Annotated in this window: 11 protein-coding genes; 3 read left to right on the forward strand and 8 right to left on the reverse strand. The window is 70.5% G+C overall.

Going from position 1 to position 11,277, the window contains the following annotated elements:
- Nucleotides 1-8: 8 nt before the first annotated feature.
- Complete coding sequence (locus tag ACIO6U_RS07640) at nucleotides 9-920, reverse strand: SDR family oxidoreductase (RefSeq protein ID WP_401310651.1); 912 nt, start codon at nucleotides 918-920, stop codon at nucleotides 9-11.
- A gap of 135 nt (nucleotides 921-1,055) precedes the next feature.
- Between ACIO6U_RS07640 and ACIO6U_RS07645 the strand changes: the two genes are divergently transcribed.
- The gene (locus tag ACIO6U_RS07645; protein WP_401716464.1) at nucleotides 1,056-1,982 is read left to right on the forward strand and encodes a cyclase family protein; all 927 of its coding nucleotides are present in this window, start codon (nucleotides 1,056-1,058) and stop codon (nucleotides 1,980-1,982) included.
- A 137-nt stretch (nucleotides 1,983-2,119) separates the two neighbouring features.
- Here ACIO6U_RS07645 and ACIO6U_RS07650 read toward each other — a convergent pair whose 3' ends face one another.
- The 5 genes from ACIO6U_RS07650 to ACIO6U_RS07670 all read right to left on the reverse strand — a co-directional run bounded on the left by ACIO6U_RS07650 (nucleotide 2,120) and on the right by ACIO6U_RS07670 (nucleotide 7,235).
- A complete protein-coding gene (locus ACIO6U_RS07650; RefSeq protein ID WP_355337579.1) occupies nucleotides 2,120-2,533 on the reverse strand; it encodes an ATP-binding protein in 414 nt (137 codons plus the stop codon).
- Nucleotides 2,534-2,908: 375 nt separating this feature from the next.
- Nucleotides 2,909-3,934, reverse strand: a complete 1,026-nt coding sequence (locus ACIO6U_RS07655) for an acyl-CoA dehydrogenase family protein (RefSeq protein ID WP_401716467.1) — start codon at nucleotides 3,932-3,934, stop codon at nucleotides 2,909-2,911.
- A complete protein-coding gene (locus ACIO6U_RS07660) occupies nucleotides 3,919-5,139 on the reverse strand; it encodes an acyl-CoA dehydrogenase family protein (protein WP_401716470.1) in 1,221 nt (406 codons plus the stop codon). Before ACIO6U_RS07660 ends, ACIO6U_RS07655 begins: the two co-directional genes overlap by 16 nt.
- 7 nt (nucleotides 5,140-5,146) lie before the next feature.
- A complete protein-coding gene (locus tag ACIO6U_RS07665; protein ID WP_401716473.1) occupies nucleotides 5,147-6,055 on the reverse strand; it encodes an SDR family oxidoreductase in 909 nt (302 codons plus the stop codon).
- On the reverse strand, nucleotides 6,045-7,235 hold the full coding sequence (locus ACIO6U_RS07670; RefSeq protein ID WP_401716475.1) for an amidohydrolase family protein: 1,191 nt from the start codon (nucleotides 7,233-7,235) through the stop codon (nucleotides 6,045-6,047). Before ACIO6U_RS07670 ends, ACIO6U_RS07665 begins: the two co-directional genes overlap by 11 nt.
- 177 nt (nucleotides 7,236-7,412) lie before the next feature.
- On the opposite strand from ACIO6U_RS07670, the gene ACIO6U_RS07675 reads away from it, so the two are divergent.
- Nucleotides 7,413-8,945, forward strand: coding sequence for a class I adenylate-forming enzyme family protein (locus tag ACIO6U_RS07675; RefSeq protein WP_401716478.1), 1,533 nt, complete (start codon nucleotides 7,413-7,415; stop codon nucleotides 8,943-8,945).
- A gap of 67 nt (nucleotides 8,946-9,012) precedes the next feature.
- Here the strand turns inward: ACIO6U_RS07675 and mca are convergent, their stop codons facing one another.
- A complete protein-coding gene (mca, locus tag ACIO6U_RS07680) occupies nucleotides 9,013-9,864 on the reverse strand; it encodes a mycothiol conjugate amidase Mca (RefSeq protein WP_355337561.1) in 852 nt (283 codons plus the stop codon).
- Nucleotides 9,865-9,968: 104 nt separating this feature from the next.
- Between mca and ACIO6U_RS07685 the strand changes: the two genes are divergently transcribed.
- The gene (locus ACIO6U_RS07685) at nucleotides 9,969-10,607 is read left to right on the forward strand and encodes a TetR family transcriptional regulator (protein WP_391043161.1); all 639 of its coding nucleotides are present in this window, start codon (nucleotides 9,969-9,971) and stop codon (nucleotides 10,605-10,607) included.
- Nucleotides 10,608-10,701: 94 nt separating this feature from the next.
- Here ACIO6U_RS07685 and ACIO6U_RS07690 read toward each other — a convergent pair whose 3' ends face one another.
- The gene (locus ACIO6U_RS07690; RefSeq protein WP_391043574.1) at nucleotides 10,702-11,091 is read right to left on the reverse strand and encodes an anti-sigma factor antagonist; all 390 of its coding nucleotides are present in this window, start codon (nucleotides 11,089-11,091) and stop codon (nucleotides 10,702-10,704) included.
- Between the last annotated feature and the right edge of the window lie 186 nt (nucleotides 11,092-11,277).

The following is an 11,277-nucleotide window of genomic DNA, read 5'->3' on the forward strand; positions in this document are numbered from 1 at the left end:
GGCGCTCCCTAGGCGTTGGGGCGGTCCTTGGCCGCGGCGGCCCTGCGCATGGCGTCGAGCTGTTCCAGCATGGGCATGGGGTCGGTGCCGATGGTGGCCGGGATGACGTCGGCCAGCCGTTCCGGCGTCCAGGGCCCGTCCTGCGACCAGGCGGAACGTATCTCCCTGGGCTGCGCCCACAGCGCGATCTTGGGGCCTGCGACCGTGTAGACCTGCCCGGTGGTGTCGGCGGCGCGGTCGGAGAGCAGGTAGACGACGAGCGCGGCGACGTCCTCCGGCTCACCGATCTCCTTCAGCTCCATGGGCACGCCCGCGGACATCCGGGTACGGGCCACGGGGGCCACGCAGTTGGCGGTGACGCCGTATTTGTTCAGGCCGAGGGCGGCGCTGCGGACGAGCGAGATGATGCCGCCCTTGGCGGCGGAGTAGTTGGCCTGCGAGACGCTGCCCTGGTGGTTGCCGCTGGTGAAGCCGATCAGCGTGCCGTGGCCCTGGCGGCGCATGACCGCGCTGGCGGCCCTGAAGACGGTGAAGGTGCCCTTGAGGTGGGTGGCGATGACGGGGTCCCACTCGTCCTCCGCCATGTTGAAGAGCATGCGTTCGCGCAGGATGCCGGCGACGCAGACGACGCCGTCGAGCCGTCCCCAGCGGTCCGTCGCGGCCGACACGATCCTTTCGCCCGCCGCCATCGTGGACACGTCGTCGGCCACGGCGACCGCCTCGCCGCCCGCCGCCTCGATCTCCTTCACCACCGACTCGGCGACCTCGCCTGCCGGTTGGCCCGCGCCGTCCATGGCGACGCCGTAGTCGTTGACGACGACTTTCGATCCCTGCGCGGCGCAGGCGATGGCGACCGCGCGTCCGATGCCGCGCCCGGCGCCGGTGACGGCCACGACTTTTCCGGCCAAGAAGTTGCCCACGTCCCGCCCCTTCTCATCGTTTCTGACGGACCGTTAGATTTGACGGGTCGTTAGATATTACGAGTGCGGACCCCGTCCAGCACAAGACCCGTACACGACCGCGTACGCGACCCCTCACACGATCTGGAGATTCCGGTGGCCCTCCCCGACGCGTTCCTCGACATCGCCCGCCGGGTCAACAACTGGGGCCGCTGGGGCGCCGACGACGAGATCGGCACCCTCAACCTGATCACCGACGAGGTGGTGCGCGCCGCCGCCGCGACCGTACGCGGTGGCCGCCGCGTGCCGCTCGCGCTGCCGCTGCGGCAGGACGGCGTACAGACCGGGCTGATCCCCGGCCGGGTCAATCCGCTGCGCACGATGGTCGCGCTCAACCAGGAGATCTTCGGGCCCGGCACCATCGCGACCAGCGACGACGTGGTGACCCTCGGCCTTCAGGCCGGGACGCACTGGGACGGCCTCCCCCACGTCTCGCACTCGGGCCTGATCTACAACGGGCGCCGGGCCGACTCGGTGACCGCGCACGCGGGCGCCGCCTTCAGCGGCATCGAGAAGGTGACCTCCGTGGTGTCGCGCGGCGTGCTGCTGGACGTGGCGCGCGCGCTCGGCGTCGACCGGCTGCCCGGCGACCACGCCGTGACCCCGGAAGACCTCTGCGCGGCGGAGGAGTTGGCGGGCACGGCGGTACGGGCCGGGGATGTGGTGCTGGTGCGGACCGGCCAGATGCGGGCGTATCTCGGCGGCGACAAGGAGGCGTACGCGTATCCGTCGCCCGGCCTGTCGATCCGCACACCGGAGTGGTTCCACGCGCGGGACGTGGCGGCGGTCGCCAACGACACGCTGACCTTCGAGATCTTCCCGCCGGAGGTCGAGAATCTGTGGCTGGCGGTGCACGGGCTCGACCTGGTCGAGATGGGCATGCTCCAGGGCCAGAACTGGAATCTGGAGGGCCTCTCGGCGGTCTGCGCCGAGGAGGGGCGTTACGCGTTCTGGCTCGATGCCACGCCGGAGCCCTTCGTGGGCGGGACGGGCGCGCCGGTGGCTCCGGTGGCGGTGCTGTGAGCGGTGCGGTGGCCCTGGCCCTGGTCCTGGCCCCTGGGATGGCACGGGGCAGGCGGGGGTGCTGGTGCTGGTCCTACGAGTCGGGCGCGCGGTGCGGTGGCTGTACGGCGGGGCGTGCGGTCCGACGCCCCCGCGTCCTAGGTGAGGACCGTGGCCTGACGGCGGTCGACCTCGCACCAGATCTGCTTGCCCGCGCCTTCCGGCTGCCAGCCCCAGCGGTCGGCGAGGCCGTCGACCAGCTCCAGGCCGCGACCGCCGGTCTCGTCGCGGTGCGCGTGCCGGGGGGCGGGCGGGGCCTCGCTGCTGTCGGACACCTCGACCCGCACCGGAGAGGCGGGCGCCGAGGGGAACAGCATCCGCAGGACGGCAGGGCAGCCGGTGTGCACCACCGCGTTCGTCACCAGTTCGGAGATGAGCAGGATCAGCGTCTCCGCGACCGGCTCGTCGGCTCCTATACCCGAACCCACGAGCCGGGACCGCGCCCAGCGACGCGCCCGTCCCACCTCCGCGGGGTCCACACCGACCTCAAGCTGCACCTGAAGCACCTGCACCGCTCACACCATCCGAACCGGCGGACACAACGCCTCGCTTCTGCCCGAGATCACCGTGCGTGACCCCGGCACAACACAGCATGATTGACCTACAGTCACGCCAACAAGCGCTTCGGGCATATTCCAGCGCAACGGAGTACGTGTGCTGCATACTGTGCGGCACTTCCGACGGGGATTCGAACGCCCAGCCGTGACGCCCGTCCGATTCAGCCGGACGGCGCCTCTGGGCAGCCTGGAACCAACACGCACCCGATGGAGCGTACCCGAGGTGTTCGCCGACTCCACTGCGTGGCAAGTCACGCATCGGACACAACACCGTGCGGACACTCCATAATCGGAGGGTCAGCGAACGGCCACGGTGTGTGCGCAGCGTCATCACAGCAGCCATTCGGCGAGCATGTCCTCGTCAGCCGCTGACTCCTGGCCGCACACGGAGGGTATCCAGGAGCGCTTGATGTGCAGCTGCACATCCGCCTCCCAGGTGAAGCCCATGCCGCCGAAGACCTGCAGGCAGTCGCGTGCGTTACGGGTCGCCGCCTCGTCGGCGAGCAGGCGCGCGGCGGCGGTCTCGTACGGGTCGGCGGTGACGGCCGCCGCGTAGAGCGCGGTACGGGCCAGTTCGGCGCGGACCAGCATCTCGGCGCAGAGGTGCTTGACCGCCTGGAAGGAGCCGATCGGACGTCCGAACTGCTCGCGCTCCCGGGCGTGTTGCACTGCCATACGCACCATCCGCCCCGCGCTCCCCACCCGTTGCGCGGCCTCCAGCACGGCCGCCTCACGCCGTAACGCGACGGCTCGCACGGGCACTGTCCTGCTCACCGTTATTTCCGATATGTCCGCCATGGTGAGCAGATGCAGCGGGGTCAGCGGGTCCACCGACCGCAGCGGCTCGGCGCGCCGCCGTACGGCGGACGCCTCGGCGACCGTGACTGCGGCCTCGGCCTCAGACGTATCGGTGCCAGTGCCGGTGCCGGTGCCGGTGTCGGTGAGGACGAGGACGGCGTCTGCCGCGTCGAGGTGGGCGACGGAGTGCGGGCCCGCTCCCCTCGCGTCGAGCAGGGTGACCACGGCCTCGCCGGTCGCGGCCCCCGGTACCACTCCCGCCGCGAGGTGGGTGGCGGTCAGCGGGCCGGGCACCAGCGCGCCGCCCGCCTCCTCGAAGAGCAGCGCGGCCTCCGGCAGCCCGAGCCCGACGCCGCCGTCCGCCTCGGGCAGGCGCAGCCCGAAGAAGCCGGTCTCGGCGAGGGCTCGCCAGATGTCCCGTGGCGGGATGGCGGTACCGCCTTCCGCCTCGGCCGCGTCCACGGCGGCGCGCAGGGCGGTCCGGTCGAAGCGGGCGGCCAGCAGGTCCCGCAACGCGCCGACCAGGGCGCGCTGGTCGTCGGTCAGCCGGAAGTCCATGGCGGTGCGCTCCTCTCCGGTAACCCTCTCGGCTCCTTGGGCAGGCCGAGGACGCGTTCGGCGACGATGTTGCGCTGGATCTGCGAGGTGCCCGCGGCGATCGTGTAGGACAGCGAGCTGAGGCGTTCGGCCGTCCACGGGTGGTCGGCGTCGGGGGCGAGGGGGCCGAGGACGGTGGCGGCGGTGTCGTAGAGGAGTTGCCTCGCCTGCGAGTAGCGGAGCTTGAAGACGGAGGCGCCGGTGCCGGGGACGGCGCTGCCGCCGGTGCGCAGAGCGTGCTGGGAGGCGCTGACGTTCCACTGGGTGAGGCGCCACAGGACGGAGAATTCGGCGGCGAGCCGGCCGAGCGCGCGGCGGACGGCGGGGTCGTCCCATGTGCCGTTGGCGCGGGCCGCGCGGGCGACCTCGCCGAGGGTGCGGCGACAGGCGACGACTTCGCCGACGAACGCCGTGCCGCGCTCGAAGGACAACGTCACCATGGTGACCCGCCAGCCGTCGTTCTGCGCCCCCAATCGGTTGCCGACCGGCACCCGGACCTCGTCCAGGAACATCTCCGCGAATTCCGTCGATCCGGCGAGTGTCCGCAGCGGCCGTACCCGTACTCCCGGCGCGTCCATCGGCATCGCCAGCCAGCTGATGCCGTGGTGCTTGGGCGTGCCGTCGGCGCGCGGGGTGGTGCGCACCAACAGCTCGCACCAGTCGGCGACCTCGGCGTGCGAGGTCCAGATCTTGGAGCCGGTGACGACGTACGCGTCGCCGTCGCGGACCGCGCGGGTGCGCAGGGACGCGAGGTCGGAACCGGCGTCCGGCTCGCTGAACCCCTGGCACCACACCTCCTCGCCCCGCAGGATCGGCGGCAGCCAGCGGCGGCGCTGCCGCTCGGTGCCCTCGGCCGCGATGGTGGGCCCGGCGTGCAGCAGCCCGACGAAATTCGCGCCTACGTACGGCGCTCCGGCCCGCTCGGTCTCCTCCAGGTAGATCAGGTGCTGGGTGGGGGTGGCGCCGCGGCCCCCGGCGTCCTCGGGCCAGTGCAGTCCCGCGTATCCGGCGTCGTACAGCAGCCGCTGCCAGCCCGTGTCGTACGCGCGCCGTCCCGGCCAGTCACGGGGGTCGGGCGGTGGAGGCAGGGTGGGCAGCGCTTTGCCGAGCCAGGCGCGCAGTCGGGCGCGGAACTCCTCTTCCTCGTCGGTGTATGCGAGGTCCACGGTCCGCTCACCCCGTTCCGTAGACGGGTTCCGGCGGGGTCGCCTCGGCGAGCAACGCGCCGACCACGGGACCGAGCTCGACCGGCCGCCAACGGCGTCCCACGTCGGTCCGAGGGCCGTGCCGCCAGCCGTCGGCGACCGATACGCCGCCGCCCTCGACCTCGAAGACCCGCCCGGTGACCTCGCGTGCCTCGGGTCCCGCGAGCCAGACGACCAGCGGGGAGACGTTGGCCGGGTGGTAGACGTCGAAGCCGGTGGCGGGCCGGGCGACCAGGTCCGGCATCGCCTGCTCGGTCATCCGCGTCCTGGCGGCGGGCGCGATGGCGTTGACGGTGACGCCGTAGCGCGCCAGCTCCACCGCCGCGACCTGGGTGAGCGCGGTGATCGCGGCTTTGGCTGCGGCGTAGTTGGCCTGGCCGACGCTGCCGAGCAGCCCCGCGCCCGAGGTCGTGTTGATCACGCTCGCGTTCACTTCCTCACCCGCCTTGCTCCGCTCCCGCCAGTGCGCCGCCGCGTGCCGCAACGTCGCGAAGTGCCCCTTGAGATGGACCTGTACGACCGTGTCCCACTCCTCCTCCGTCATCGAGACCAGCATTCGGTCCCGCAGCACCCCCGCGTTGTTGACCAGCACGTCCAGCCGGCCCCAGTGCTCCACCGCCGCGTCCACCAGCGACCGCGCGCCCGCCCACTCACCGACCGACCGCTCGTGCGCGACCGCCTCACCGCCCGCCGCCCGGATCTCGGCCACCACCTCGGCGGCCGACTCCACGTCGTTGACGACGACCCGGGCGCCCTCGGCGGCGAAGGCCAGCGCGTGCTCCCTGCCGATCCCGCGCGCGGCCCCGGTGACGGCGACCACCAGGCCGTGGGCGATCCCGGCACCGCCGGCGGCTTCGCCAACTGCCTCACCGGTCAAGGTCGAGGCCCAGCATCCGGATGGCGTTGCCGCGCAGCAGCTTGTACGTGACCTCGTCGGACAGCCCCGCCATGTGGTCGGCGGCGACCTGCTTGGTGTGGGGCCAGGTTGAGTCGACGTGCGGGTAGTCGGTCTCGAACATCGCGTTGTCCTCACCGATGGTGTCCAGCGAGGCGACCCCGTGCATGTCGCGGAAGAAGCAGCAGTAGATCTGCCTGCGGTAGTACGTGGACGGCGGCTCCGGTATCAGGTCCTTGACCCCGCCCCAGGCCCGGTGCTCGCGCCACACGTCGTCGGCCCGCTCCAGCGCGTAGGGCACCCACCCCATCTGGCCCTCGCTGTAGGCCAGCGTCAGGCGCGGGAACTTCACCAGCACCCCGGAGAAGAGGAAGTCCATCATCGACGCCATCGCGTTGTTGAAGCTCAGACTCGCCTGCACCGCCGGAGGCGCGTCCGGTGACGCGGCGGGCATCTGCGACGACGACCCGATGTGCATGTTCACCACCGTGCCGGTCTCCTCGCAGGCAGCGAAGAACGGGTCCCAGTACCCGGAGTGGATCGACGGCAGCCCCAGATACGTCGGGATCTCGCTGAAGGTGACCGCCCGCACCCCCCGCGCGGCGTTCCGGCGGATCTCCGCCACCGCCAACTCCACGTCCCACAAAGGGATCAGGCACAACGGGATCAGCCGGCCCCCGCTGTCACCGCACCACTCCTCCACCATCCAGTCGTTGTAGGCCCGCACACACGCCAGAGCCACCTCCTTGTCGTGCGCCTCCGCGAACGTCTGCCCGCAAAACCGGGGGAAGGTGGGGAAGCAGAGGGATGCCTCGACGTGATTGAGGTCCATGTCCTTCAGCCGCTCGACCGGGTCCCAGCACCCGCGCCGCATCTGCTCCCTGGTGATCCCGTCGAGCGTCATCTCGTCCCGCGAGAACCCCACCGCCGCGATGATCCGCTTGTACGGGAAGAACTCGCCCTCGTACTGCCACCAGTCGGTGAGCTGACCCTCGGGATCGGTGGTGAACCGGTACTTCCCACCGATGTAGGCCAGTTCGCCGATCCCCGCCGTCAGCGGCTGCGGTCCCCGCTCGCGGACCTTCTCCGGCAGCCAGGTCGAGAAGAGATGCGCGGGCTCGATGACATGGTCGTCGACGCTGATGATCCTGGGCAGTTCCATCGGCCACTCCCTCACTGCATCCGGATGACGCTTCCGATCGCCGATCTGACGAGGCATCTGATCTGATGGACCGTCAGATCTACCGTATCGACCCACCTCTGGACCGACAAGCGGCGGCGACTTACCCTTCTGAGAAATCTGACGCTTCGTCAGCTACGGTGCGGGGAGGCGATCGGCATGGATCCGACCATCGCGACACTCAGCGACTCCCGGACCCTGTGGGAGCTACTGGACCGCCGCGCCGCCCTCAGCCCCGACGCCCCCGTCCTGTTCGACACCGAGGACCGCCGCGTCACCTTCGGCGAACTGCGCGCACGGGCGCTGCGCGTGGCCGCCGGCCTGTACGGACTCGGGGTGCGGCCCGGCAGCCGCTTCGCCTGGCAACTGCCCACCCGCGTCGAGACCGTCGTCCTCTCCCTGGCCCTGGCCCGGCTCGGGGCGGTGCAGATCCCGGTCATCCCCATCTACCGCGACCGCGAGGTCGGTTACGCCCTCAGCCGCACACGGGCCGAGTTCTTCGCCGTACCCGGCACCTGGCGCGGCTTCGACTACACCGCCATGGCAGACCGCCTCGATCTCGCCGACCGCCCGTCCGTCCTGGTCGCCTACGACTCCCTTCCCGAAGGCGATCCCGGCACCCTGCCCCCGCCGCCGTCCGACGGAACCACCGTCCGCTGGATCTACTGGACCTCGGGCACCACCTCGGACCCCAAGGGTGTGCTGCACTGCGACCGCGGTCTGATCGCGGGCGGTTCCTGTCTCGCCCACGCACTGGAGATGCGGCCCGAGGACATCGGTTCCATCGCCTTCCCCTTCGCTCACATCGGTGGACCCGACTATCTGGTGATGCTGCTGCTGTACGGCTTTCCGGCCCTGCTCCTCGAACAGTTCGCCCTCCCCGCCTCTCTGGACGCCTACCGGTCCCACGGCGTCACCATGGCCGGCGGCTCCACCGCCTTCTACTCGCTCTTCCTCACCGAGCAGCGCAAGCGGCCCGGCCGCACACTCATCCCCACCCTGCGGTTGCTCTCCGGAGGCGGCGCCCCCAAGCCGCCGGAGCTCTACCACGAGATCGTCCGGGAACTCGGCTGCGATCTCGCCCACGGTTACGGCATGACCGAGGCACCGATGATCACCATGGGCTCCCCCCGTGACACCGTCGACCAAAGGGCCACCACCGAGGGCCGCCCGCCCGCCGCGATGGAGATCCGGATCGCCGACGACGGCGAGGTGCTGCTGCGCGGTGAGGCCGTGTGCCTCGGCTACACCGATCCCGCCTTGACCGCCGAAGCCTTCGACACCCAGGGCTACTTCCACACCGGTGACCTCGGCCGCCTCACCGAGACCGGTCATCTCGTCCTGACCGGGCGCCTGAAGGACGTCATCATCCGCAAGGGCGAGAACATCTCCGCCAAGGAGATCGAGGAACTCCTCTACCAGCACCCGGCGGTGGGCGATGTCGCCGTCATCGGCCTGCCGGATCCCGACCGTGGTGAACGCGTCTGCGCCGTGGTCGAACAGCCGCCGGGCGCCGATCCCCTCACCCTGGCCACCATTACCGACCACCTGCGCCGCTCGGGGCTCGCCGTCCACAAACTCCCCGAGCAACTGGAGATCGTGGACGCCCTGCCCCGCAACGAGACCCTGCGCAAGGTCCTCAAGTTCAAGCTCCGCGAGCGCTTCGCCGACACTCACGAGCGGCCGAACTGAGCGGACCGGCCGGCCAGGCCCCGACCGGCGGCGCGCGTCCCGCGCTCCCTCCTCCCCGCACCGCCCGTCACTCCTTGATTCCGGCGAAGAGATCGGTCTCCGGAAGCTTGGCCGGGATGTAGGAGCGGGCGAGAACGTAGTCCTCGGTGGGCCACAGGGCCCGTTCGAGGTCCCGAGGGTGGGAGAAGAAGGGGTTGTCCGGAGCAGCCTGGCTGGCGTGCGCGCGAAAGGCGCGGTCGCGGGTGGCGAAGTGGTCCTCGCAGCGGATCCGGGTCGTCGGGTGCAGCTCGACCGCCCAGTCGGGCCATTCGTCCAGCACCTGGCCCATCGAGGAGGAGAGCCCTCGGGCCGTCATGCCGTGGTGCAGGGTCTCGAACCAGGCGCGCGAGAAGGCCACTTGGTAGTACAGCTTCAGCGGTTGCCAGACCGGACCCGCCAGCGGGAAGCGTGCCGAGTCCCCCGCCGCGTCGAACGCCTCGGCGGCGACGCGATGGGTCTGGACATGGTCCGGATGCGGATAGCCGCCGGATTCGTCGTAGGTGACGAGGACATGGGGCCGGAACTCCCGGACCACCGCGACCAGCCGCTCGGCCGCGACCAGCGGATCCTCGCGGGCGAAGCAGCCCTCCGGCAGCGCCTCGCCCTGCCCGGGCAGTCCCGAGTCGGAGAAACCGAGGAACCGTTGGCGCACCCCGAGGACGGCCGCCGCGGCGGCCATCTCCCGTCGTCGCACCTCCGGCAGCCGGGCCCTGACCTCCGGTGTGTCCAGCAGCGGGTTGAGCACGTCACCGCGCTCCCCGCCCGTGCAGGTCACGACCAGAACATCGACCCCATGGGCCGCGTAGTGCGCGAGCGTGGCGGCGCCCTTGCTGGACTCGTCGTCGGGGTGGGCGTGGACGGCCATCAGTCGGAGTGTCATCACGGTCTCCTCTTCCTCTATTTCTTGTGTTGGACCTAAACTTAGGATGGACCCACTCAACCCGTCAAGACTTTTTTTAGGTCCGACCTACTAAAGTGGGAACCATGGCCCAGCTCCGCGAGTTCAAGAAGCAACAGACCCGGCAGACCATCACCCACGCCGCCACCGCCCTCTTCGTCGAGCGGGGCTTCGAGGGGACGACGATCGCCGACGTCGCCGAGGCGGCCGGGGTCTCGAAGATGACCGTCACGAACTACTTCCCGCGCAAGGAGGACCTGTTCTTCGACATGCACGAAGAGGTGATCACCGGCCCCGCCCGCGCCTTCGCCGGCCGCCCCGTCGGCGAGTCCGCACTGGACGCGGTGCGCCGGGACTACCTCGAAGCGGTCGAGCGGCACGACGCGCTGCTCGGCTGGACCCAGCCCGGATTCACGCGGCTGATCGACGAGAGTCCGGTGCTGCGCGCCCGCCTCCGCGAGATGTACGACCACCAGGAGCAGGCACTGTCCGTCACGCTCGCCGAGGCCGTGGGCGACGAGCCGGACGCCTTCGAGCCGCGGCATGCCGCCGCCCAACTCAGCACGGTGCTGAGGCTGTTGTTCGGTGAGGCGCAGCGCCGGGTGCGACAGGGCACGACCGAAAGGGAGTTGTTCGACGCGCTGGGACGGATTGCGCGGGAGGCGTTCACGCGACTGGAGCCGTCATTGGGCGCGTACGCGGTGCGGGAGTCCCCGCACGAGTGAAGACGGACGGGAAGGAAAGGGGAAAGGAGAGGAATGGTGAAGGCGAGCGAAGTCGAGCGAGATTGGCCGAAAGGGGCCGCCGGCAGAGGCCGGTTCAGGCCGAGAGGGGCCTGGCGGTGTCGTCCGTCGCGGCTTCCAGATCCGGATAGACCTCGAAGAGCCGTCGTACGCCGAGGGCGGCCAGCACCCGGTTGACGTGCGCGCCGCCGCCGTAGCCCTCGGTGGGCGCCGTCACCGTGGGAACGTCCTCGGGCAGCACGATGCGCAGGCGGCCCGCACAGGAGCGCATCAGCCGCCGGGCACCGATCAGGACACCGACTCCGCTGGAATCGCAGAAGCGCACGTCAACGAGGTCGAGTACCACCCGGCGCCGCCCTGCGGCGACCGCGTCGTGAACCTTCTGCCGGACCGCGGGAGACGAGATCAGGTCCATCTCACCCGCGACCGTCACCACCACCCAGCCGTCTCGCTCGGCCTGGGTCACCAGCACCGGTTCCCACCTCGCCTCGCCGTCGACTTCAGGAACATCATCACCATGACCCTATGCCCGTTCTCCGTCGTAACTCTGCAATGTTCCGGTCGCACCCGGATAACAGACCGCCAAAATCGATCACAGTCAGCAGCAGGTTGGTGCAAAGCGACGCACGTCGCAGGAGGTGCCCGTTACATT

It is taken from the genome of Streptomyces sp. NPDC087422 (assembly GCF_044744145.1).
GTDB lineage: Bacteria > Actinomycetota > Actinomycetes > Streptomycetales > Streptomycetaceae > Actinacidiphila.

Coding starts and splice junctions, on each gene's coding strand:
- ACIO6U_RS07655 (WP_401716467.1), bottom strand. CDS start 3,934: ATGGACTTCCGGCTGACCGACGACCAGCGCGCCCTGGTCGGCGCGTTG.
- ACIO6U_RS07670 (WP_401716475.1), bottom strand. CDS start 7,235: ATGGAACTGCCCAGGATCATCAGCGTCGACGACCATGTCATCGAGCCC.
- ACIO6U_RS07675 (WP_401716478.1), top strand. CDS start 7,413: ATGGATCCGACCATCGCGACACTCAGCGACTCCCGGACCCTGTGGGAG.
- mca (WP_355337561.1), bottom strand. CDS start 9,864: ATGACACTCCGACTGATGGCCGTCCACGCCCACCCCGACGACGAGTCC.
- ACIO6U_RS07685 (WP_391043161.1), top strand. CDS start 9,969: ATGGCCCAGCTCCGCGAGTTCAAGAAGCAACAGACCCGGCAGACCATC.